The 22,555-nt window shown below is 58.8% G+C and carries 23 protein-coding genes; 8 read left to right on the top strand and 15 right to left on the bottom strand.

The window, feature by feature from the left end; translation table 11 throughout:
• The first annotated feature begins 46 nt into the window (after positions 1-46).
• The 4 genes from C2U30_RS09920 to putP all read left to right on the top strand — a co-directional run bounded on the left by C2U30_RS09920 (position 47) and on the right by putP (position 5,514).
• Positions 47-1,246, top strand: a complete 1,200-nt coding sequence (locus C2U30_RS09920) for an acetate kinase (RefSeq protein ID WP_041215759.1) — start codon at positions 47-49, stop codon at positions 1,244-1,246.
• 131 nt (positions 1,247-1,377) lie between these two features.
• Positions 1,378-2,619, top strand: a complete 1,242-nt coding sequence (locus tag C2U30_RS09915) for a mechanosensitive ion channel family protein (protein WP_010675524.1) — start codon at positions 1,378-1,380, stop codon at positions 2,617-2,619.
• A 185-nt stretch (positions 2,620-2,804) separates the two neighbouring features.
• Positions 2,805-3,731, top strand: a complete 927-nt coding sequence (locus C2U30_RS09910; RefSeq protein ID WP_010675523.1) for a L,D-transpeptidase family protein — start codon at positions 2,805-2,807, stop codon at positions 3,729-3,731.
• Positions 3,732-4,005: 274 nt separating this feature from the next.
• On the top strand, positions 4,006-5,514 hold the full coding sequence (putP, locus tag C2U30_RS09905) for a sodium/proline symporter PutP (RefSeq protein ID WP_043156328.1): 1,509 nt from the start codon (positions 4,006-4,008) through the stop codon (positions 5,512-5,514).
• Between the two features lie 44 nt (positions 5,515-5,558).
• On the opposite strand, the gene C2U30_RS09900 is transcribed toward putP, so the two are convergent.
• Positions 5,559-6,896: an IS4-like element ISAeme15 family transposase gene (locus tag C2U30_RS09900; protein ID WP_041205253.1), complete on the bottom strand. Its 1,338-nt coding sequence runs from the start codon at positions 6,894-6,896 to the stop codon at positions 5,559-5,561.
• Positions 6,897-7,026: 130 nt separating this feature from the next.
• Positions 7,027-7,428 (bottom strand): NAD(P)H-dependent oxidoreductase, encoded by a 402-nt coding sequence (locus C2U30_RS09895; protein ID WP_233721098.1) that lies wholly within the window; start codon positions 7,426-7,428, stop codon positions 7,027-7,029.
• Between C2U30_RS09895 and C2U30_RS09890 the strand changes: the two genes are divergently transcribed.
• A protein-coding gene (locus C2U30_RS09890) for an IS3-like element ISAs20 family transposase (RefSeq protein ID WP_088813959.1) occupies positions 7,413-8,974 on the top strand; the annotation gives its coding sequence in 2 pieces (ribosomal slippage) (positions 7,413-7,875 and positions 7,875-8,974; 1,563 coding nt in all). The two genes, C2U30_RS09895 and C2U30_RS09890, sit on opposite strands and share 16 nt — an antisense overlap.
• Positions 8,975-8,992: 18 nt before the next feature.
• On the opposite strand, the gene C2U30_RS09885 is transcribed toward C2U30_RS09890, so the two are convergent.
• The 9 genes from C2U30_RS09885 to C2U30_RS09845 form a co-directional block, all read right to left on the bottom strand.
• Positions 8,993-9,310, bottom strand: coding sequence for an NAD(P)H-dependent oxidoreductase (locus C2U30_RS09885; RefSeq protein ID WP_233721096.1), 318 nt, complete (start codon positions 9,308-9,310; stop codon positions 8,993-8,995).
• A 54-nt stretch (positions 9,311-9,364) separates the two neighbouring features.
• Positions 9,365-9,796: a MerR family transcriptional regulator gene (locus C2U30_RS09880; RefSeq protein ID WP_041212963.1), complete on the bottom strand. Its 432-nt coding sequence runs from the start codon at positions 9,794-9,796 to the stop codon at positions 9,365-9,367.
• Positions 9,797-10,523: 727 nt separating this feature from the next.
• The gene (locus C2U30_RS09875; RefSeq protein WP_043156265.1) at positions 10,524-10,982 is read right to left on the bottom strand and encodes a hypothetical protein; all 459 of its coding nucleotides are present in this window, start codon (positions 10,980-10,982) and stop codon (positions 10,524-10,526) included.
• A 138-nt stretch (positions 10,983-11,120) separates the two neighbouring features.
• Positions 11,121-11,978, bottom strand: coding sequence for an HNH endonuclease signature motif containing protein (locus tag C2U30_RS09870; RefSeq protein WP_103243663.1), 858 nt, complete (start codon positions 11,976-11,978; stop codon positions 11,121-11,123).
• A gap of 178 nt (positions 11,979-12,156) precedes the next feature.
• Positions 12,157-13,212 (bottom strand): hypothetical protein, encoded by a 1,056-nt coding sequence (locus C2U30_RS22635; protein ID WP_125117120.1) that lies wholly within the window; start codon positions 13,210-13,212, stop codon positions 12,157-12,159.
• Positions 13,213-13,351: 139 nt separating this feature from the next.
• Complete coding sequence (locus C2U30_RS09860; protein ID WP_001809438.1) at positions 13,352-14,383, bottom strand: IS630-like element ISAhy2 family transposase; 1,032 nt, start codon at positions 14,381-14,383, stop codon at positions 13,352-13,354.
• 105 nt (positions 14,384-14,488) lie between these two features.
• Positions 14,489-14,917, bottom strand: coding sequence for a VOC family protein (locus tag C2U30_RS09855; protein ID WP_103243662.1), 429 nt, complete (start codon positions 14,915-14,917; stop codon positions 14,489-14,491).
• A 380-nt stretch (positions 14,918-15,297) separates the two neighbouring features.
• A complete protein-coding gene (locus C2U30_RS09850; RefSeq protein WP_103243661.1) occupies positions 15,298-15,891 on the bottom strand; it encodes an MliC family protein in 594 nt (197 codons plus the stop codon).
• Between the two features lie 110 nt (positions 15,892-16,001).
• Positions 16,002-16,370, bottom strand: coding sequence for a DUF2061 domain-containing protein (locus tag C2U30_RS09845; RefSeq protein WP_010675518.1), 369 nt, complete (start codon positions 16,368-16,370; stop codon positions 16,002-16,004).
• Positions 16,371-16,549: 179 nt separating this feature from the next.
• Between C2U30_RS09845 and C2U30_RS09840 the strand changes: the two genes are divergently transcribed.
• Positions 16,550-16,771 (top strand): hypothetical protein, encoded by a 222-nt coding sequence (locus C2U30_RS09840; RefSeq protein WP_010675517.1) that lies wholly within the window; start codon positions 16,550-16,552, stop codon positions 16,769-16,771.
• A 114-nt stretch (positions 16,772-16,885) separates the two neighbouring features.
• Here the strand turns inward: C2U30_RS09840 and C2U30_RS09835 are convergent, their stop codons facing one another.
• A complete protein-coding gene (locus C2U30_RS09835; RefSeq protein WP_103243660.1) occupies positions 16,886-17,485 on the bottom strand; it encodes an FMN-dependent NADH-azoreductase in 600 nt (199 codons plus the stop codon).
• Positions 17,486-17,594: 109 nt separating this feature from the next.
• Here C2U30_RS09835 and C2U30_RS09830 point away from each other — a divergent pair, with 109 nt between their 5' ends.
• The gene (locus C2U30_RS09830) at positions 17,595-18,524 is read left to right on the top strand and encodes a LysR family transcriptional regulator (RefSeq protein WP_103243659.1); all 930 of its coding nucleotides are present in this window, start codon (positions 17,595-17,597) and stop codon (positions 18,522-18,524) included.
• A 50-nt stretch (positions 18,525-18,574) separates the two neighbouring features.
• Here C2U30_RS09830 and C2U30_RS09825 read toward each other — a convergent pair whose 3' ends face one another.
• Genes C2U30_RS09825 through C2U30_RS09815 form a run of 3 tightly spaced genes read right to left on the bottom strand, consistent with a single transcriptional unit; the run spans position 18,575 to position 21,787 of the window.
• Complete coding sequence (locus tag C2U30_RS09825) at positions 18,575-19,429, bottom strand: 23S rRNA (adenine(2030)-N(6))-methyltransferase RlmJ (RefSeq protein WP_103243658.1); 855 nt, start codon at positions 19,427-19,429, stop codon at positions 18,575-18,577.
• The gene (locus tag C2U30_RS09820) at positions 19,423-19,884 is read right to left on the bottom strand and encodes a DUF2390 domain-containing protein (protein ID WP_039040190.1); all 462 of its coding nucleotides are present in this window, start codon (positions 19,882-19,884) and stop codon (positions 19,423-19,425) included. The genes C2U30_RS09825 and C2U30_RS09820 overlap by 7 nt, the downstream gene beginning before the upstream one ends.
• On the bottom strand, positions 19,877-21,787 hold the full coding sequence (locus C2U30_RS09815; protein ID WP_103243657.1) for an ABC transporter ATP-binding protein: 1,911 nt from the start codon (positions 21,785-21,787) through the stop codon (positions 19,877-19,879). The genes C2U30_RS09820 and C2U30_RS09815 overlap by 8 nt, the downstream gene beginning before the upstream one ends.
• A 147-nt stretch (positions 21,788-21,934) precedes the next feature.
• On the opposite strand from C2U30_RS09815, the gene C2U30_RS09810 reads away from it, so the two are divergent.
• A complete protein-coding gene (locus tag C2U30_RS09810; RefSeq protein WP_041212425.1) occupies positions 21,935-22,345 on the top strand; it encodes a CBS domain-containing protein in 411 nt (136 codons plus the stop codon).
• Positions 22,346-22,555: the final 210 nt, after the last annotated feature.

The raw sequence follows: 22,555 nt of genomic DNA, 5'->3' as shown, positions 1-22,555 counted from the left end.
ACACGACACTGTCGGCGTAAAGCCGAAGCACAGGAAGATGTAGAACATGAGCAAGTTGGTATTGATCCTTAACTGCGGTAGCTCTTCCCTGAAATTTGCCGTAATGGACGCTGAAACGGGCGAGGACATGCTGTCCGGCCTGGCCGAATGCTTCAATCTGGATGACGCACGTATCAAATGGAAACTCCACGGGGTCAAGGGCGACGCCATGCTGGGCGCCGGTGCCGCGCACCAGGAAGCCCTCGACCACATCGTGGGCCACATCCTGCCCCAGGATCCCGCCCTGGCCGATCAGCTGGTCGCCATCGGCCATCGCATCGTGCACGGCGGCGAGCAGTTCTCCCGCTCCGTGCGCATCGATGAGGGCGTGATCGCCGGCATCGAGGCCGCCATTCCGTTCGCCCCCCTGCACAACCCGGCGCACCTCATCGGCATCCGTGCCGCCCTCAAGGTGTTCCCGGCCCTGGCCGACAAGAACGTGGCCGTGTTCGACACCGCCTTCCACCAGACCCTGCCAGAGGAAGCCTACCTCTACGCGCTGCCCTACAAGCTCTATCGCGAGAACGGCATCCGTCGTTACGGCGCCCACGGTACCTCCCACCGCTTCATCGCCGAAGAGACCGCCAAGGCGCTGGGCAAACCGCTCCATGAGCTCAACATCATCAACTGCCACCTGGGCAACGGTGCCTCCGTCTGCGCCATCAAGAACGGCGAGTCCGTCGACACCTCCATGGGGCTGACCCCGCTGGAAGGGCTGGCGATGGGCACCCGCTCCGGTGACATCGACCCTGCCATCGTCTTCTTCATGCACGACAACCTGGGTTACAGCGTGGACAAGATCAACCAGGTGCTGACCCGCGAATCCGGCCTGCTGGGCATGACCGAGGAGAGCAGCGACTGCCGCTACGTCACCGGCAACTACGCCACCGACGCAGGTGCCAAGCGCGCGCTGGATGTCTTCACCTATCGCGTTGCCAAGTACGTCGGTGCCTATGCTGCCGCCATGGATGGTCGCTTGGACGCCCTGGTGTTCACCGGCGGCATCGGCGAGAACGCCGCCATGGTGCGCGAGATGGTGCTGGCCCGACTGGCCCTGCTCGGCTTCAAGATCGACAAGGAGGCCAACAACGCAGCCGTACTGGGCGGTGAAGGCCCCATCACCGTGGAAGGCAGCCGTCTGGCCCTGGTGATGCCCACCAACGAAGAGCTGGTGATCGCCCGTGATGCCCTGAGCCTGGTCGGCTAAGGCACCCTCTGGTGACGACAACGCCCGGCCCCTGCCGGGCGTTGTCGTTTCGGCAATAGTGAGCGTCCTGTCATTTGACATGGGGGACCAGATGCGTACCCTGACCGCTGTGTGATATTGCGGAGGTAACGATGAAAGAGATGTTTTTCAACTGGTTGTCAGGCCTGGGGGTCGATGTGACCCCCATGATGGCCCTGGTGATCGCCCTGGGGTTCATCGTGCTGACCGCCATGGTGCTGCACCTGGTGCTGCACCGCATCCTGCTGGTGCGCCTGGTGGGGCTGCTTGGCAAGACCAAGCAGATGTGGCTGCCGCCCCAGTTGCAGCAACGCCTCTTCTACCGGCTCGCCTTCGTGTTCCAGGGGGCCGTGCTGCTCGGTCAGGCGGAGATCTGGCTGCCCAAAGCGTCCGAGAGCCTGGCGCTTATCGAGTTGCTGGCCCAGCTCTGGATCCTGCTGTTCCTGCTGCTGGCCCTGTTCGCCCTGCTCGACTGCCTGCTCTCCCTGAGCCGCCATACCCGGCTTGGGCGGGATCTGCCCCTGCGCGGCATCTTCCAGGGGGTGAAACTGGTGGCCAGCATCCTGGTGGGCATCCTGATGATCGCCCTGCTGCTCGGCAAGTCGCCCCTCTTCCTGTTCAGCGGCCTGGGGGCCATGACCGCGGTCCTGATGCTGGTGTTCAAGGACCCCATCCTCGGCCTGGTGGCGGGTATCCAGCTCTCCGCCAACCGCATGCTGAGCGTCGGTGACTGGCTGCAGATGGACAAGTACGGGGCGGACGGCGAGGTGACCGACATCGGCCTCACCACGGTCAAGGTGTCGAACTGGGACAAGACCATCACTACCATCCCTACCTATGCCCTCATCTCCGACTCCTTCAAGAACTGGCAGGGGATGACCGAATCCGGCGGGCGCCGCATCAAGCGCAGCGTCAACATCGACATGACCAGCGTGCGCTTCCTCACCTCGCAGGAGCAGTTGCAGCTCAAGCAGGCCAGGTTGCTGGCGCCCTACCTCAGCCGCAAGGAGCAGGAGCTCAGCAGCTACAACCAGCAGCTCAGCGATGCCATCAGCTGCCCCATCAATGGTCGCCACCTCACCAACCTCGGCACCCTGCGCGCCTATCTGGACGCCTACCTGCGGGCTCATGCGGGCATTCGCAAGGACATGACCCTGATGGTGCGCCAGTTGGCACCGACCACGGACGGCCTGCCGCTGGAGATCTACTGCTTCACGGCGACCACCGCCTGGGCCGAGTATGAAGGGATACAGGCTGATATTTTCGACCACATATTTGCGATAATTGAGCAATTCCATCTGCGTTTGCATCAGTCGCCAACCGGTTATGACATGCACAGTTGGAAAAACGGCTGATCCCGCTTATGACAAGGTGCCGCGGCGCAGCGCGGCACCGTATTTAATCACCGACCCGTCAGCACGTGGCGGTTGAAATTTGCATGGCAGAGGAGAAAAATGGCGGCCTTCTCTTCGCCCCGGGCGCGCCCGTCGCCTCCGCGCTGGCCAGAGTGCTGAACCACCCCCTTTATCACAGGAAAGTTATGAAGCTCCTCCACAACACGGCGGCCGCACTGTGCTGCTCCCTGATCCTGGCCGCCATGCCCGCCCTCGCCATCGAATATGCCCTGCCCGCAGCCAACAGCCGCCTGGTGGGGGAGAACCTGGACTACGTGGTGTCCCCGGAAGAGGCGGGCCAACCCCTGGAAGCGGCAGCGGCCAGATTCCAGCTCGGCTTGACCAACATGCTGGAAGCCAACCCCAAGGCTGACCCCCTGCTGCTGCAGGCGGGCGAGAAGCTGGTGGTGCCGCACCAGCTGATCCTGCCGGATGCCCCCCGTGAAGGCATCGTGCTGAACGTCGCCGAGATGCGCCTCTACTACTACCCCAAAGGCAAGAAGGTGGTGGAAGTGCTGCCGATTGGCATCGGCCAGCTCGGCACCGACACCCCGGAAGACTGGGTGACCAGCGTGCAGCGCAAGAAGGCGGGCCCGACCTGGACCCCGACCGCGAAGATGCACGCCGAGTACGCCGCCCGTGGCGAGACCCTGCCTGCGGTCTGGCCGGCCGGTCCGGACAACCCCATGGGGCTGTTCGCGCTCTACATCGGCAAGATGTACGCCATCCACGGCACCAACGCCCAGTTCGGCATCGGCCTGCGGGTGAGCCACGGCTGCGTGCGTCTGCGCAACGACGACATCGAGTACCTGTTCAAGCAGGTCCCGGTCGGTACCCGCGTCCAGTTCGTGAACCAGCCCATCAAGGCCTCTGTCGAGCCGGATGGCCGCCGCTACCTGGAAGTGCACCAGCCCCTCTCCCGCAACCAGGAGGAGTTCAACTCCAGCCTGCCGGCCCCGCTGCCCATGTCCACCGCCGTGACCCGCTTCATCGCCCACGCGGACAGCGACTCCCAGCTGGTCAAGCAGGCCCTGGAGCAGCGCAGCGGCATGCCCATCGCCATCAACCGCTGATCCCGCCCGTCGGTATTCCGAGCCCCGGCCACTGTCGGGGCTTTTTTATGGCGCGGGGGAGGGGATCATCAGGGTAAACCCTTGTCAGGTCGGGATAAAATCCGGCCTTATTGCAATTGAGTGGTTGCTTGGTTAGGTGTTAAACGTTTTTCATGTGTTTTTTATTTGTTAAAAGTGGTTGTGGTCCGGCGATCTGCTGATTACTCTAGGCCGGTTTTTTTAAGGAAGAGTCCGTCGCAAGAACGGGCACAGACGTCACATAACGGAGTTTTGAATGACAGCTAGCACCCCCATGCTCATCACCTTTCTGGTGTACATCCTCGGGATGGTGTTGATCGGCTTCATCGCCTATCGCGCCACCCGTAACTTTGACGACTACATTCTCGGCGGCCGCCGGATGGGGAGCTGGGTGACCGCCCTCTCCGCCGGTGCCTCCGACATGAGTGGCTGGCTCCTGATGGGCCTGCCTGGCGCCGTCTTCATCGGCGGCATCTCCGAGAGCTGGATCGCCATCGGCCTCATCATCGGCGCCTACTTCAACTGGCGCTGGGTGGCCGGTCGGCTGCGGGTTCACACCGAGAAGAACCGCAACGCCCTGACCCTGCCGGACTATTTCACCTACCGCTTCGAAGACAAGAGCCGGGTGCTGCGCATCCTCTCCGCCCTGGTGATCCTGCTGTTCTTCACCATCTACTGCGCCTCCGGCGTGGTGGCCGGTGCCCGCCTGTTCGAGAGCACCTTCGGCATGAGCTATGACACCGCCCTCTGGATCGGTGCCGCGGCCACCATCACCTACACCTTCTTCGGCGGCTTCCTCGCGGTAAGCTGGACCGACACCGTGCAGGCGACCCTGATGATCTTCGCCCTCATCCTGACTCCGGTGTTCGTCATCATCGCCGTGGGCGGCATCGACACCGCCATGGTGCAGGTGGCGGCGCAGAACGCCAGCAACCTCGACATGTTCAAGAACCTGGACTTCATCGCCATTATCTCCCTGATGGCCTGGGGCCTGGGCTACTTCGGTCAGCCCCACATCCTGGCGCGCTTCATGGCGGCGGACTCCCACCACTCCATGGCCAGCGCCCGTCGCATCAGCATGACCTGGATGGTGCTCTGCCTGGGCGGTGCCGTGGCCATCGGTTTCTTCGGCCTCTCCTACTTCTCCACCTTCACCGAGCAGGCGGGCGGCGTGACCGCCAACCCGGAGCGCGTCTTCATCGAGCTCTCCAAGATCCTGTTCAACCCCTGGATTGCCGGCGTGCTGCTCTCCGCCATCCTGGCGGCGGTCATGAGTACCCTCAGTTGCCAGTTGCTGGTCTGCTCCAGCGCCATCACAGAGGATCTCTACAAGCCCTTCCTGCGCAAGAACGCCTCCCAGAAAGAGCTGGTGTGGGTCGGCCGCGCCATGGTGCTGCTGATCGCCCTGGTGGCCATCGCCGTCGCCACCAACCCGGAAAACCGGGTGCTGGGGCTGGTGAGCTACGCCTGGGCCGGTTTCGGTGCCGCTTTCGGCCCCGTGGTGCTGCTCTCCGTGCTCTGGTCCCGCATGACCCGCAACGGCGCCCTGGCGGGCATGCTGGTCGGTGCCCTGACCGTCATCATCTGGAAGCAGTTCGGCTGGCTGGGTCTGTACGAAATCATCCCGGGCTTCCTGTTTGCCACCCTGGCCATCGTGCTGTTCAGCCTGCTGGACAAGGCCCCCTCCAAGGCCATGCAGGATCGCTTCGCAGAAGCCGAGCAGGAGTTCCAGAGCCCCATGGCAGACGCCATCGCGGCAAAATAACCCCCGCCTCGACGACAAAAGCCCCGCAACTGCGGCAATGCTGTTCACTTAAGCGGAGCCGCATTGCGATTTACCGGAAAACGGGTCTTTGATATCTTCACCGCCCTGGGTCTCGATGGCCTGGGGCGTTTTTCTATGAACATGACGCCTATGCAGCCCCGCAACTCCGCCAACCTCCGTGGCGTATGGGCTGGCGATAACGCGCCCGCCATCACTGCCATCTGGTTCGCGATGAACTGACAGGCAAACTTAAAGCTCACCTCATTGGGCGCTCGCTGATGGGCTACGGCGGCCTGGCTGGCCTCCCGCCTGACCAGATTGTATCCAAGCAGCAATCCCCACAGCTCCTGATAGACCAAGTCCACTTTCTTGCTTCTCAGCGTGATGGCGTTGTGCTGCATCGCGCTTTTGATATCCCGGTATCCCAGCTCGATTTCCCAGCGCTCGTGGTACAGGGTCGCCACCTGAGCTGCACTGAATCGCGCCACGGGCAGGGAGGTAAAGACCGTTTTCTCCTTGCCTGCCACCTCATAGGTCACTGCGCGAACTTGCCAGTGTGTCGGCAACGCCGGGTTTTTCTTGCGAGCCTGAGGCGAGACCGTCATTTGCAACAGACGGTCACCGTCGCCATAGCGCTCAAGTTCCGTGTATACCAGCCCCTTGCGTTCCGGGATGAGCCAGTGACGGTCGGTGTCTTCGGCCTGAATACGCAGCAACAGGTCGGCACCGAAGAAGCCTTTATCCAGCAGGGTCACTGACTTGTCCGGCAATGAGTGAATGAACTCGCTGGCCAGGGGGATTTCCCCTTTGCGGTACGGGCTGATGGCCGCGTTGGCAATGACATGCGAGCGGACATTCATGAGCGTGACCAACCGCAGCATCGGGTAGGGTGTCTGCCGGTTGGTTGAGGTGTTACCCGAGCCGAAATGTGCTCTGAGTTCAGGCATATCCTGGGTTCGGAACAGGGCCCCATCGATGGCAAAGACCTGTAAACCGTGCCAATGGTCTTCAGGATAACGTTCCCGCCCCCACACATCGGCGCACTGTTTGAACAGCCACTCGAGCGGCTGTTTGCCGAGTCGCTGACGGGCCTGAGACAGGGCACTGTCCGCGAGCAAGGCATCATTGGCCAACCCTTCTGCACAGATGTTGAGGCGCCGAGCGACCTCGGAGATGGGCTCATTGCGGAAAAAGGCCATCCCCACGACGAGCCACAAGACCATATCAGAAGGTAAGCGGCGTCGGCGGATAGTGGCCTTTTCAGACAAGGCGGCAGCGGCAGTAATCCATTCGTCGGGAATATGGTCGGCAAAAATGGCCAGCCGAGCCAGCATGTCGCCAGATGCCTCAACAACATCGTTCAGATCGTTTGCAATAGACATAAAAAAATCCGGAACCAGTGATTGGTTCCGGATTGTCCTACAGCAGAAGGATCGGTCAATGGATCCTTAACTGATCAGCATTGCGCAACTGCGGGGCTTTTGAATGGGCAAAACATGCCCATGGCAGGGATTAGGCGGGGCGCCTGCCCAGCCGCTGCACATCCTGGCGGGCGGCGGCCCCGGCCTGGCTGAGCCAGCGCTGGCGGGCCCCCTCATCCGAGGTGTGGACGGGCCCCAGATGCTGGCGGTGGGTCAGCCGGATACCGCACAGCCCCAGCACTGGCTTGTCCAGGGTGCGCTCCAGGGGGGCTCCCTGCCACCAGCGGTAATACCAGGGGGGGCTGTCCATGGTGAGCAGCAGGCGCGCCGTCTTGCCGGCGAGCAACTGCTCCGGGTGCGCCTTCCCCGGCTGGTAGCGAAAGGCGAAACCCGGCAGCAGGCCCCCGGTGTCAGAATAGTTGTCGCCTAATCTGAATAATCTAAATGTGAAGACCGGGGGCGGATAAAGAGTGTCGAATGGCTCGTTATTCAAGTGAGCGCAAGGCTGCTTTGCTCAAGAAGCTGCTGCCGCCCATCAATATGTCGGTGGCCGAGTTGGCTCGGCAGGAAAACATCAGCGAGGTCACTCTGTATAATTGGCGCAAACACGCCAAAGACGGAGGGTCTCCTGTGCCCGGGGACAACAAACTGACCGATGAATGGCCCGCCGAGGCCAAGTTCGCCGTCGTGCTGGAAACCGCTGCGCTTTCCGAGATTGAACTCAGTGAGTACTGCCGCCGTAAGGGTCTCTATCCCGAGCAAGTCCAGCAATGGCGCCAAGCCTGTATTCTGGGCCAGCAATCCGCTCGTACCTTACAACAGGCGGAGAAGGCACAGGCCAAAGCGGACAAGAAGCGTATCCGGCAACTGGAGCAAGAGCTGCGGCGCAAAGACAAGGCCCTGGCCGAGGCGGCAGCTCTGCTGATATTGCAAAAAAAGCTCGATGCCTACTGGAGCAACGTCGACGAGGACAACTGACCTCGTTGCCAGAGCGGCAGCAATACGTTGCATGGTGGCGCGAAGCGCTTGAAGCTGGCGCCCGCAAGCATCCTGCGGCCGAGGTGTTGGGGCTGAGTCTGCGCACGCTCCAGCGCTGGTTGGCCGGGCCTGAGCTGAGTGCCGATAGGCGACCGGATGCGGTTCGTTCCATACCTGCTCATGCATTGAGCCCAGAGGAGCGGCAGGCCGTGCTGGACGTCTGCAATAGCCAGGAGTTCGCCTCGTTGCCGCCGAGTCAAATTGTGCCACGGCTGGCCGACCAGGGGCGCTACTTGGCCAGTGAGTCGAGCTTCTATCGCATCTTGCGGGCGGCTGACCAGCAGCACAGGCGTGGCCGGAGCCAGCCACCGCGTCATGTGCCGGTACCAACCAGCCATACCGCGACTGGGCCCAATCAAGTGTGGTCCTGGGATATCACCTACTTGCCGTCACTCGTGCGCGGCCAGTATTACTACCTCTATCTGATAGAGGACATCTACAGCCGCAAAGGGGTGGGCTGGGAAGTGCATGAGCAAGAGTGCGGTGAACGGGCGGCGGCGTTGCTGCAACGGAGCATCATCCGCGAGCAGTGCTGGAAGCAGCCGCTGGTCTTGCACTCGGACAACGGCGCGCCAATGAAGTCAGTCACGCTGCTGACCAAGATGCATGACCTGGGTGTCACGCCCTCGCGGGGACGGCCTCGGGTCAGCAACGATAATCCGTACTCGGAGTCATTGTTCAGGACGCTGAAGTACTGTCCGCAGTGGCCATCAGACGGCTTTGCCAGTCTGGAAGCGGCCAGGGAGTGGGTGCGCGACTTTATGGCCTGGTATAACGAAGAGCACCGGCATAGCCGTATCCGCTTCGTCACACCCAACGAGCGGCATCGGGGTGACGATAAAGCCCTGCTGGCGAAACGGGATGCTGTGTACCAGGCCGCCCGAGCACAACACCCAGCGAGGTGGAGTGGCAAGACGCGAGACTGGACACCTATCGGTGCCGTGATGCTAAATCCGGAGCGGCCCGAGAAACCCGAGCCGGAGCAGAAAGAGGCTGCTTAAAACAGCTTTGCGCGACAACTATCTTGAAAAACGCCGCAGGGTGCGATCCAGCAGCCCCTTGAGCCGGGCTGGCAGGTGGCCCCACCAGATGGGGGCGACGATCACCAGATGGTGGGCTTGTGTCAGGCTCTGCTGCACCGCCTGCAGATCCGGTTCGAGGGGTTGCGCCTCGTCATAGCCATGGTGAAGATCCGGCGCGAAGGCGAGCTGCCCCACGTGATGCAGGGTGACGCGCGCGCCCCCTTGCTCGGCGCTGCGGGCATACTCCCGGGCGAGGGCGTGGCAGAGGCTGTCGGGTTTGGGGTTGCCGTTGAGAACAAGCAGGTTGGGGGTCATGGTATGGCTCCTTGAAGTGAGCCCCCATTACACCCCTTGTCCCATGGGACAGAGTCAAGCCACCTTTTGCCCCCGATCCGCGGCGGCGGGATGATCCCGCCCGTCGGGGGATTGCCGCGCCGGGGCGCCATAGCGGCAGGGGTGCTGCGCCAGCAGCGTGGCGCACTGGCTCAAGCCCTGATGCTGGCGTTGCAGCCTGGCGACCTCCGCCTCGATCTGCGCCAGCTTGTCCGCGATAAGCTGCTCCACCTTCTGCCAGGGGAAGTGGTCGAGGCTGGTGACGCCCGCGAGCAGGGGAACCAGCTCCCCGAGCTTGCAGCCAAGCCGCTGGGCCTCGCGGATAAAACCGACCCACTCCAGATCCTCGGCCCGGTAGACGCGATACTTGCCGCGCCGCCTGGGCTCGGGCAGCAGCCCGAGCTGCTCGTAGAGGCGGACAGCCTTTGGGGTGGTGCCCGCCAGCCGGGCAAATTCGCCGATATACATGGTGCTGCTCGTAAAGGTTGTTCGAGTAGGGGCTCACTATAGGCCAGTGGCAGGGGGGAATGCATCCCCACGGGGGAGCTGTCGGCGCAGTGCATTGCACAGCTGCGCTCTGGATGTGGCTTTGCCCCATAGAATGCGAGGGTCTTGCCCTCGACGGGGTTTCGCCCGCCCTTCGGGCCGGGGCGAGTGACTTTGGAAAGACCCACTTTTTATTGCAAGTAAGACCAAAGGTCTTTTCCCCCGGCAAGCCGTCCGCTTCGCGGATTCCCTCTCCTCCTTCATCGGGTCGGACGGATCGCCGCACACGGCACATCCCTGCGCCGCCTGCGGCTGCGCCGTCGTCCATGACGGCGCTCCTGACCCGTTGAACTCGGCTCGGCGGCTTTCAGGGGGAAACAATACCCTGCCTGTCTGCGGTACAGTGAGGTGTGTCGTAGGGGCGGGATATGGCCGAGCTGACCCGTGATGGGGCCGCAACAGGCACTGGTGGATTGGTGAGCGCCACTATAAGAGAAAATGTGGTCATCCACGGAGAACCCATAAATTACATTTATAGTGACTCTGGCGAGCCAGACAGGACCACCTGGTGGCCGAAATGGGCTCCCCAAGGGGATTTCCCGACCCTTGTTTATGTCGTGGCTGGGTTATAGACGATAGTTTGAATACGCTGAGCTATTCGCACCTGTGAACTGAACACCAACATCGGTACCGAGCAAAATTCCAGAGGTTACGAATCACTCCTTGATGCTTTGCGATGCTTTAATCTGGCGTCTATTTTATCCGAAAGATCTTGGAAACCGTCCAGATCAAAAGGGGCGTAAATACGCTTGAGGCTGTTGGTTCGAATGACCATGCAATCGATGATAAGCATTTTTCCCATGCTGACCCCCACCATCTCGGTATATGGTATGGATACTTTTCGGAAAAATCGGTTTCTACCGACCACATCTTCACTTCTCAATTCGACAGAAAACAATCTGGAAGCTTGAGCCATCATGAACAATACGATAAAGGCTGCTAGCAGTATTTTCAGATATTGGTAAAAGAGCCAGATACCCAGTTCCATGTTGAGTTGAGTTTTGAATGCACTGAGCGCAACGAATCCTACAAAAATCAATGTGATAAATATAAAGAACCGCTTGCTCATGAGGAGCAATGGGCGTTGCCAATTCAAAGAATACTTCATGATTTCTTCCTGCTAGATTGAGGCATACTGTCCAGATACCAAGCTGACAAGGTGCTATCACCAATACATATACAACAGTCATTACCACGGTTTATTAGAGTTGGTGACATCACGTGTTGAAATTTTCTATTTATACATTCATTTCCCAAAGGCCACTTTAATGATATTTCCTTGGCATACTTCATACTTTTGTTCAAGTTTCCATTTAGGGTTTTGCTGCCATTTAATACCAGTCTCTATACAAAAACCTACACCACAATAAGCTATTACACTATTTGTGATCCTAGAGCCCATAACCGTTGTGCCAGAGGCGGAAAAATCAATGTTGGTCTCACCAATAGCAAAGTTAATTTCAACGGCCGTTATTGGGAAATTAAAATCAGAGTTGTATGAAATACCAAACATAGATTGAAGTTGCTCTTTGTCTTCAACTTCAGAGAATCGTAAATATAAATGGTCTCCATTACTATAGTGTATTTCTAACTCCTTCCCTTGAGGAGGAGATCGAAGATCAACTGGATTGCCAATATTTTCCCAAGAGTTTTCATCTATTATTAGTCGCTCTTCAGCCCTTAAACTAAGCATACTAATGCTCAGTCTTTGAAAACCACTAGCATCTCGTGAAAATGATACCAAATTATGCCCATCAATTTGGACAGGTATTGGTGTCTCATAGTAAAGGTTACCACCAACGATCGATAGTAGGTCTCTGCGCAGCCAATCTAGGTTGCCTCTTACTTGTTTAGAGTGAACGCGGTTCATTTTAAAATCATGAAGTTGTTCGACTGTATATGCATTTCCATCTGCTTTTTTATGGTGTTGAGCACATAGCGCAATCATGCCTTTAGGATCATTGTGTGGTTTGATATGAATCGGAGGATCAAAATGATGGTATTCCAAGTATGGGTTACCGCAATCTTTAACTGGGCAACCAAAGCCGACCTCTTCTCTCAATATCTCTTTGACCTTTTTGGGAATAGATGCTCTTTTAGCCACCGATCTCTCCTAAATGTGTAATGTGTTCATAGCTATCGAGGCTTTACTGCGTCCAGTATCCTAAAACGGAGTAATGACCGCGAGGGCAGACGATTTATTATCAGGCTATCAGTATGATATGTCTATTCGCGATTTTTAGATTTTGCTTCGTTATTCTAACCTACTGGATATTATGCTCTTATTCATTGATTAGAAGAATTGTCTCATAGTTAGAAATCATATCATCACGAAAAGATTTAAAATCAGTCACAGATGTAATGCGACGACCTTCTTGTGTCATAATTTTTTTGAATGTGCTGGTGAAATAACTATTTAGCTCTGAGGATAAGTCGCGCAGGTATATGTTGTGGCCTTTTTTTTGAATTTCAATGGCAATTTTAAGTACTTCCTGTAGGGGTTTGTCATTACTAGCATACAGAAATTCTTTATTGCTTGGTTTTTTTTGCCAGTGTTCAAAGAACTTGTCTAACAGAAACAAATCCCAAGTCATGTTTATTAAACCTTGCTTATTTATCTTAGCTGATTGCTCTGGGGTATATTTCATTAACTTAGGTATCGGTTTTTTACCAAATAGTTTTATAGCAAAACAAGTGACAACGAGTGAAAACAAAAAATCATGATGACACCATTGCCAGAAGTATTTTAGTTTTTCTTCACCTGTAGTATCTTTCCTATAATAAAACAATTCAGTTACTTTAAGGACTAGTAAATATATTGTGTCCCACTTCTTAAGTCTTTGATACTCTACAAGTCGATATTTTAAATGAGAACGTTCTAAAGATCTTGGCTCAGGTAGTTCGATGGTATCAGTATTACCAAGTGCAAATTGGGCTAAAACGTCCATATCTGCATTGTCAATTTGACGAAACAGTATCAAGTCATCAATTAACTCATCAGGGCACTGATTTCTATAGTTCAATTTTTCATATATTGCAATTGTTGGGTCAAGAATTATATTCGTGAATTTAGCAAAAACCATCAAAGCTATAGCATTTCTGTGCAATGGTTGTTTTTTATCTTTTTTTACAGCATTTAGCACATACTGATATATGTTAAGGTCTAGATGGATTGTATATTCTACATTATTAAATTCTAAGTTATATAGGTATGCTGATGGATTATATATATCTCTCACATTTCCTAGTGTAAATGAATGAACGAACCAATCATTCTCAATCATCTTGTCGATTATGTTCCCCGCATAAAATGGGAGTTGATAAACTACGAGTGCCATTTTAAATTATTTTTCCTATAGATAGATTTTTTTATACTTACCACTTTTATTCCTTCATAGTTGCGAAGATGCTCCAAGATGGGGATCTAAATTGCTGAAGGTATGGAATAGTGTAGCTAAATAACTGATCCCAATAGTGCTACACCTTCGCTGTGCCATAGCCATTCCCCGGGAAAGGAGACACGGTATCCATGAAGTGTTTCACTCGGGCCAGCAGGTTTGCCATCCCTCTGCATTGATGATTGCGCGTGATGGTTTCATGTAACTTGTGCCATAGCCGTTCTATGTGATTAACCCAAGGGCTGTAAACTGGCTGGAACACCAGGCAGAACTTGGGATTCTTCTTCAACCATCGCTCGGTCTGTTTGCTTTTGTGAATGATGTAGTTATCGAGGATCAACGTGATGGTTTTGGCTCGTCGGTAGTGGTGGCGCAGCTTTTCCAGCATGGCAATAAACAGCGATGAGTTTTTCTTGATCCCGCTGACGTAAAGTACCCTTCCGTTGCCTGCGTGGAGAACGCCTGCCAGATAATGCTTGGCATTCTGCCCCGGTGTGACAACCCGCTTTTGCTGCGCTCTGAACATCCAGTCGGCTCCTAATTTGGGATTGAGGTCTATATCGACTTCATCCTCATAAAACACCGGATTATCGGCATCACAGCGGGCCAGCGCGGCGTCGATATTCGCCATTTTTTCCTGATAGGCTGGGTCTTTTATCCGCAAGGTCGGCACGGGCCTGCGCCAGACAATGCCCATACGAGGTAACCATCGGCGGAGCGTGGAGGCTGCCACATTGAGCCCTGTTAACCGATTGATTTTTATAGCCAATAGTTCAGTACACCAACGGCTGCGCTGATAACCAAAATCTTGCGGAGAAAACTGCATGAGCAGCACCAGTAAGGTGACAATCTTGGCGATAGGTAAGACTGGGGCACGGCCAGCCGGTAAGGCTTCTAGCGCATCTATGCCTTCATCTCGATACCACCGAAGCCAACGACCGATGGTCGAGCGCGCAGCGCCGGTAAGGTGATGAACATCGGTGATCGTGCGTCCTTCATGTAACAGCAAGATGGCCATCAAGCGACGAGCATGTCCTTTATCACGGGTGGCATGGATGATTTTGTGAATGCGGCGCCGTTGTGGTCGTGGCAGAGGTGGTAGGATAGGCATCAACTCAGTCCTTTGGGTGTGGCTTGTTTTGTTTAGCGACTAATCAGATCGCACAAACTGGACTGAGTTCCCTTCCTCCGGTGATCTACTATTCGGAACAGCTATTTAGAAAGTGATCACCACCGACCCCGCGCTGCGCTTTGCCTCGCCGTGATAGACCGCTTCGATATTATTGCCGTCCGGATCGAGGACAAAGGCGGCGTAATAGCCGGGGTGATAGACCCGCTCGCCGGGGGCGCCGTTGTCCTGGCCGCCGTGGGCCAGCGCTGCCTGATAGAAGCGATCGACTGTGGCGTGGTCCTGCGCCTGGAAGGCGAGATGATGGCGACCGGTCAGTGCGCCGAGCGCAGCCGGGCTGTCGATGGATGTGACAAACAGCTCGTCAGCCCAGAAGTAACCCTCACCCGCGCCGCCGATTGGCACATCGAGGGTGGCCAGTATGGCCCTGTAAAAGCGCTCGCTGGCGGTCAGGTCTTTCACCACCAGCTGGAGATGGTCGATCAGCCGACCCCGATGCAGTGTGTGCGTTTCCATACATTCACTCCACTCGACATGGTTGAATCAGTCATTTACCTCTTGCCGGTTGTGCCCTTTGGCGACGCTACCGCCCTGAATGTCAGCTTCCAGCTTGCTGCGATTGACCAATTGGGCGTGGTTGGCATGGCTCATGGGAGACTCCGACGAGGCGTGTGTTGCCAATTGGCTATATTAACGGCCCGCGAGCGAAGGGAAAGGAGGAAATGGCGAATTGCCGGGCAAGATCAACAAATGGAGGTCAGCCCGAAAGCCTGGCGTCCGGGCTGGATTGGCGAGAGGGGGCTGGGGATAGGTAAAAGGGGGCGAGCGGCCACCAACTGGTGACCCACTTGCTACCTGTTCGGGAGTGGTTGCCCGGCCTCTGGCCGGGCGGGGGATCAGTTGCCCGGGATCTCGCTGCAGTTAAGGGTGGGCTGACCGTAGCGCTCCAGCATGGCGTCGCTCCCCTTGGTCCAGAGGGTGAGGTTTTGCCCCTCGTACCGGGCGCCGCTGGCGCTGGGGGTCTCATAGGTGAGCACCTGCTGCTGGTTGTTACCCTCGCTCAGGTTGATCATGGCGGCGGGCCGCTTGGCCTCGTTGTAGAAGTAGGTGGAGAGGGTGACGCTCTTGCCGCACTGGTAATCGACCGGCGTCGGTACCCTCAGCTGGCCCCCTTTTATCTGCAACTCGGTGATCCGCAACTGGTAGCTCTCTTCCACGCACTGGCGCAGGTCGCCCGCCTTCCAGCAGTCGTTGCGCCCCTTGATCCAGCCGCGCTGGATGGCACGCTCGCTCTTCTGCTGCTCGGGGGAGAACCCGGCAATCGCCTTGGGATAGAGGGCTGACAGCTCGTTATCCAGCGCCGCTAGTCCGGCATCCTTGCAGATGAGGGTTTCGGCGGCGCCTTTCGCCTTGGCGCACTCGAAGGACGGGGTGGCCGCCGCGGCCAGCAGAGGGGAAAACAGCAGGGTTCCAAGCAAGATCTTGTTCATCGACAGGGCTCCAACAGGGGGCGTGATGCCCCGTGATCAGAGCACACTTTACACCCGAAGGAGGCAGGAGCACCCCGTGTTTTTGGGTGCCGGGCGGCCCTGCATGGCAATCAGACGCCGGCCAGCGCCAAGGTCTGGCGGCTGCGCCACAGCCGCTCGTGGAAGAAGAAGACGACGGTGTTGATGGCAGGTTCGATCAGTGCCATCACGCCGCCGGTGAGCAGCTCGCCACTCAGCAGGTAGGCGACACCGAAGGCCACCGAGAAGTGGACCAGGGCGAAGCTGCTGGTCTTGGCCTGCAGGCTGTGCTCAGGCTTGAGCTTGTGCCAGCCAAGGTCGTGGAAGTAGAAGGCGACCGTGTTCACGGCGGGCTCGATGAGGGCGATCAGGCTGGCGGTGAGCAGTTCGCCGGTCAGCAGGTAAGCCACGGTGAAGGCGACACAAAAGTGCAGGATGGCGAAGCTGATGGTCTTTTTCATGGTGGTGTCTCCTCTGGCGATGAAGGCAGTATCACCCAGAATTCCATCAAATGAAAACCATTCTCATCTATTGGCGAAATAGAAAATGCCTATCGACCAGGAAGGCACCACCAGATAGGGAGTTGCCCGGGACCGCAACGGCGCTAGAGTGTGCCTTTTGCCATGAAAAAGGAGCTTTCATGACCATCAACTCCAACCTGTTTGTTCTCTTCATGCTGCTGCTGATGATCGTCGTCGGCGTGGTGGCCTGGCGACTGGCCCGGCGCAAGAGCCGCCACCCGGGGCTTGTCACCTTCCTGTGCGTGTTGCTCTGCCTGGTGCCGCCCTTTGCCCTGCTGGCGCTGCTCATTCTGGCGCTCTGGCGGGACATGCCCGCAGGCCCCGATGCCAGACAAGCCTAGTCCCCCTCAGCCGCCACTGCCGCAGTCATAGAAAAGCCCCTTGCGGGGCTATTTTACTTGGAATGTCCCGCGCAGCAGGTGGCCGGTTGGAAGGGGCAAGATCGGGTGATGGCCCTACCTGCCTAGGCCAGCGATCCGAGCATGGGCCTCGCGCATTCCCTGTTCCGCCCCGTGGGGGTGCAGATCCATCCCCTCTGCGTAGACGAATTCCACCTCCGCGATGCCGATCAGGCCGAGCACGGATTGGAGGTAGGGGGTGACCGCATCCGTCGCCTGTCCCTGATGCACGCCGCCGCGGCTGCTGAACACCAGGGCGTTGACCCCCTCCACCAGCCCCATGGGGTAGGTGTCGGTGTAACGGAAGGTCACCCTGGCCCGCGCCACCAGATCGAACCAGTTCTTGAGGGGGGTCGGCACGTTGAGGTTGTACATGGGGGCGCCGATCAGCAGCAGGTCGGCGGCCTTGAGTTCGGCAATCAGCCGATCCGACAGCGCCACCGCCTGCCGGATGGCCTCATTGGCAGGTTCCGCCCCCCGCAGGGCGTGAAACAACGGGCTGTCGAGGGCGGGCAAGTCGAGGGCGGTCAGGTCGCGCACCACCACCTGGTCCTGGTGGCCCTGCTCCCGGCGTGTTTGCAGGAAGCGCTCCATCAACTGGTTGGTGCGGGATGCGGGGCCGTTGAGGCTGGATTGCAGCAGCAGGATCTGGCTCATGAGGGAAACTCCATCTGAAACGTGTGAAGAATGAAGGGAGCTTACCAGTCATTTTTTTCCGCAGTGCTGATAGTATTTCGCCATATTGGTTCCAAAAGGTATGCAATAGATGGCAAACACGCTCAACGGCATCGATCTCTTCGCCACCGTGGTGGAGGCGGGCAGCTTCGCCCAGGCGGCGGAGCGGCTTCACCTCACCCGCTCGGCGGTGGGCAAGGGGGTGGCGCGGCTGGAGCTGCGTCTCGGCGTGCAACTGTTTCATCGCACCACCCGCAGCCAGAGCCTGACCGAGGAGGGGGCGCTCTTCTATCGCCACTGCCTGCGGGCGCTGGAGGAGGTGCGTCTTGGGGAAGCGGCGCTGGCCAGCAACAAGCTCACCCTCAACGGCAGATTGAAGGTCTCCATGCCGGTGCTGTTCGGCCAGCAGTGCGTGGCCCCCATTCTGCTGACGCTGGCGAAGGCGCATCCCGGGCTGGCCCTGGAGCTGTCGTTCAGCGACCGCAAGGTGGATCTGGTGGAGGAGGGGGTGGATCTGGTGATCCGCAACGCAGAGCCGCCGGATAGCCTGGATCTGGCGGCGCGCAGGCTCGGGGAGCACGGCATGACGCTTTGCGCCTCGCCCGCCTATCTGGCCGAGCGGGGGGAACCTGTGACCCTGGCCGAGTTACCGGATCATGAGTGCATCGCCTATCTGCGCCAGGGGCGGGTGCTGTCGTGGTGGTGGCAGGAGGCCGAGGCATGGCGCGAGGTCCAGCCCAGAGGGCGGTTGCAGATGGACGATCTCAACGCCATCGCCCAGGCGGCCATCGCGGGCTTTGGTCTCGCCTGGCTGCCGACCTGGTTGGCGCGGCCCCACCTTGAGCGGGGCGAGCTGCGCGAGCTGCTGGCCCGATTGCCGGGTCGGCGCTATCCCATCAACGCCCTCTGGCCCCGTGGTCCGCATCTGCCCCTCAAGACCCGGCTCGCCATCGACTGGCTGGCGAGCCGCCTACCCGAGCAGCTGGCCAGCTTGAACGTGCCGGGTCATCAGCCCCAATGAAGAAGGGCCTGCTGTGGCAGGCCCTTTCCCATTTTCTATGGTTCCGAGGGTCAGGCTTCGGCCTTGCTCAGCCACTCCACCCTGTACTGGGCGCCGGCGCCCTGGGCCAGCTTGGCGCACAAGGGTTTCAAGAAGGCCTCGATCTGCTCGTCCAGCATCCAGGGGGGGCTGACGATGAGCATGCCGGAGCCGTTCATGCCCCAATCGGCAGTTTGGCCGGCCACTTCCAGCTCCGCTACCAGGACGTTGCCGAAGTTCTCGCGCTTGATCGCTTTGAGCATGTCGCGGGACTTGTCCGCCTCTTGCCCGAGGATGGGATACCAGAGGGCGTAGATGCCGGTGGCCCAGCGCTTCTGCGCTTTTTTAAGGGTATCGACCACGGCGAAGTAATCTTCCTTGAGCTCATAAGGGGGGTCGATGAGCACCAGGCCGCGGCGCGGGGTGGGGGGCAGCAGGGCCACCAGCCCCTCGAAGCCGTCGCGATGGTGGACGGCGACGCGGGGGTCGTACCCCATGTTGGCGCGAAGATCCTCCACCTCGTTGTTGTGCAGCTCCATCAGCGCCAGCTTGTCCTGATCGCGGATGAGGCGGCGTGACAGCTCCGGCGAGCCGGGGTAGTAGTGCAGCTGGCCATCGCTGTTCATCTCCTCGATGACACCCAGATAGGGGGCCATGGCAGACCACTGGGCCCGTTCATCCCACAGGCGTTTGATCCCGTCGGCGTATTCCGCCTTCTTCTGGGACCAGTCGCCGCGCAGGTCGTAGAGACCGCCACCGGCATGGGTGTCCAGCACGATGAAGGGTTTCTCCTTCTTCTTGAGGGACTCGATGATCAGGGCCTGGACGGCGTGTTTGAGCACATCGGCGTGGTTGCCGGCGTGAAAGGCGTGGCGGTAGCTCAGCATATGAGATCTCTGAGGGGGCCCTGCTGGGCACCCAGTAACGATAGATAGTGAAACAGGTTGCGGCTGTCGCCGCGAAACAGGGCGAGGGTGCGCAGGGTCTGCAGCAAGACCCCCTGTTGCAGCCGCTCCAGCTCCAGTTCGTGGGCCAGCATGGTCTGGTACTCCTCGGCCCCCACCCGTGACTTGGCCTGCTGGCGCAGGGTGCGCCAGGGGAGCAGCACCGCCTCGGTCTGTACCAGGGCCGGTTGCAAGTCCGTGAGATCGACCGGGATCCGGAGCAGGTCGAGGTGGTGCAGCAGGAGCGCCAGGTTGACGTTGCCCCCCATGCTTTGCACGTGGAGCCAGTCCTGGCTGCGCTGGCCATAGGCGCCTGTGCTCCATGTCCAGAACTCGGAAGGGGTGGGCAGGGCGTCGGGGCTGACCCGCTCGCTGGCCATCAAGGCTTCATCACGCAAAGAAGGCCTGCTCCATGGTTTCCAGCTCTTCAGAGAGGCTCATCCACTCCAGCTCGACGTGCTCCAGCTCCTCCTTGAGGGGGCCCTGGGACTTGAGCAGCTCGGAGAGCTTGCCCTTGGCGCTCTCTTCATAGATGGCGGGATCGGCGAGCTGCTCTTCCACCGCGGCCAGCTTGGCCTGCAGTTTCTCCATGCTGGTTTCGAGCTTCTCCAGCTTCTGGCGCAGCGGCCGGGTCGCTTGCCGGAACTGGGCCTCAAGGCGCTTCTGATCCTTGCGCGCCACCGCCGAGTTGGCGGAGACGGTGCCATCTGCCGGCTTGGCATTGGCCTCTTTCTCCTGCTCGCCGAGCCACTTGTGGTAGTCGTCGAGATCCCCATCGAAGGGCTCGACCCGGCCGCCGTGGACCAGATAGAAGTCATCCGTGGTGGTGCGCAGCAGGTGACGGTCGTGAGAGACCACCACCATGGCCCCCTCGAACCCTTGCAGGGCCATGGTCAGGGCGTGGCGCATCTCCAGATCCAGGTGGTTGGTCGGTTCATCCAGCAGCAGCAGGTTGGGCTTTTGCCAGGTGATGAGGGCCAGCACCAGACGCGCTTTCTCACCGCCGGAGAAGGGGGCCACCTTGTCGAGCACCTTGTCGCCATGAAAACCGAAGCTGCCGAGGTAGTTGCGAAGCTCCTGCTCGGTCTTGTCCGGCGCGAGGCGCACCAGGTGATCGAGGGGGCTGTCATCGAGGCGCAGGGTCTCGAGCTGATGCTGGGCGAAGTAGCCGATGCTCACCCCGGCGCTCACCTCCAGCTTGCCGGAGAGGGGCGGGTTGCTACCGGAGAGCATCTTGATAAAGGTGGACTTGCCCGCGCCGTTGCGACCGAGCAGGCCGATGCGCGAGCCCGGCACCAGGTTGAGCTTGATCTTCTCCAGGATCACCTTGTCGCCGTAACCGGCGCTGAGGTTCTCCATGGCGATGAGCGGGGTCGGCAGAGCGGAGGGCTCGCGAAACTCGAAGCTGAACTCGGAGTCGGCGTGGGCGGGCAGGATCTTCTCCATCCGCTCCATGGCCTTCAAGCGGCTCTGGGCCTGACGGGCCTTGGAGGCCTTGTAGCGGAAGCGGTCCACATAGGATTGCATGTGGGCCATCTCCCGCTGCTGCTTCTCGTACATGGACTGCTGCTGGGCCAGGTGCTCGGCCCGTTGCAGTTCGAAGTCGGAGTAGCCGCCAGTGTATTCGTTGAGCTTGCCGTTCTCGATATGGATGATGCGATTCACCACGGAGTCGAGGAAGTCGCGGTCGTGAGAAATGAGCACCAGCGTGCCCTGATAGCCCTTGAGCCACTTCTCCAGCCAGATGACGGCGTCGAGATCCAGGTGGTTGGTCGGTTCATCCAGCAGCAGCAGATCGGAGCGGCAGAGCAGTGCCTGGGCCAGGTTCAGACGCATGCGCCAGCCACCGGAGAAGCTTCTGACCGGCGAGTCGAGCTGATCGCCGCCAAAACCCAGACCGTGCAGCAGCTCGGCGGCGCGGGCGCGAATGCTGTAGGCACCTATGGTATCGAGCTTGCCGTGCAGCTCGGCCACCAGCAGACCGTTGTCATCCGCCTCGGCCCGGGCGAGCTCGGCTTCCAGGGCGCGGAACTCCTTGTCGCCGTCGATCACGTATTCCAGGGCGGAGCAGTCCAGCGCCGGGGTCTCCTGGGCCACGCCGGCAATCTGCCAGCCGGCGGGCAGGCTGAAGCTGCCGTTGTCGATGGCCAGCTCGCCCCGCACCAGCGCAAAGAAGGTGGACTTGCCACAGCCGTTCTTGCCCACCAGGCCCACCTTGTGGCCGGGGTGTATGGTGGCGGACGCGTTGTCCAGCAGCGTGCGGCCGCCGCGGATCAGTTCGATTTGACTGGCAACTATCATGGATGGGTCTGCTTGGCTCGATTGAAGGAGAGAAACTGGCGCGGATCTTACGTGAAATGACACAAATTTGCACTTGAGGGCGGGGGGGATGGCTGCCGCCGGAAAAACGTGTCATAACAGAGACATCTGGGGGGCAGGAGGCTGACCATGTTGATTAAAGAGATCATGACGACCCGGGTCGCGACCGTTTCCATGGATGACAGGCTGAGCGTCATCAAGGAGATCTTCGAGCAGGCCCATTTCCGCCACCTCCTGGTGGTGGAAGAAGAGAAGCTGGTGGGGGTCATCTCTGACCGGGATCTGCTGCGTGCCATCAGCCCCTATCTGGATACGGATGCCGAGATGAACCGGGACACCGAGACCCTCAACCGGCGCGCCCACCAGATCATGAGCCGTGAACCCATCACCGTCTCCCCCGAACGCTCCCTGAAAGAGGCCGCCGGCCTCATGCTGGAGCACCAGATCTCCTGTCTGCCTGTGCTGGAAAACGGCGCCCTGGTGGGCATAGTGAGCTGGAAGGACCTGCTGAGGGTCATGCGCGGCTGGCAGCCGGTCTGACGAGGCGGGGAACAGAGGCGGGGAGTCCGTGTCGCCCGGCAAGGCTCCCCTGCTTCTCGCTATGCGGAAGGATTAAACTGCATTAATCAGGCTTTTCAGATAACTTGTGTTGAAAATATGATTTTTTATGGTCATAAATTCTATCGGTGTCATTTCATGTGACACTATATGTCGCGGCGTTAGCTCGAATTGATGCTTTTATAATTAATC

The sequence above is a fragment of the Aeromonas sp. ASNIH5 genome, from assembly GCF_002902865.1.
GTDB lineage: Bacteria > Pseudomonadota > Gammaproteobacteria > Enterobacterales > Aeromonadaceae > Aeromonas > Aeromonas caviae.
Note: the sequence above shows the minus strand (reverse complement) of the source record. Positions and strands in the feature narration are given on the sequence as shown.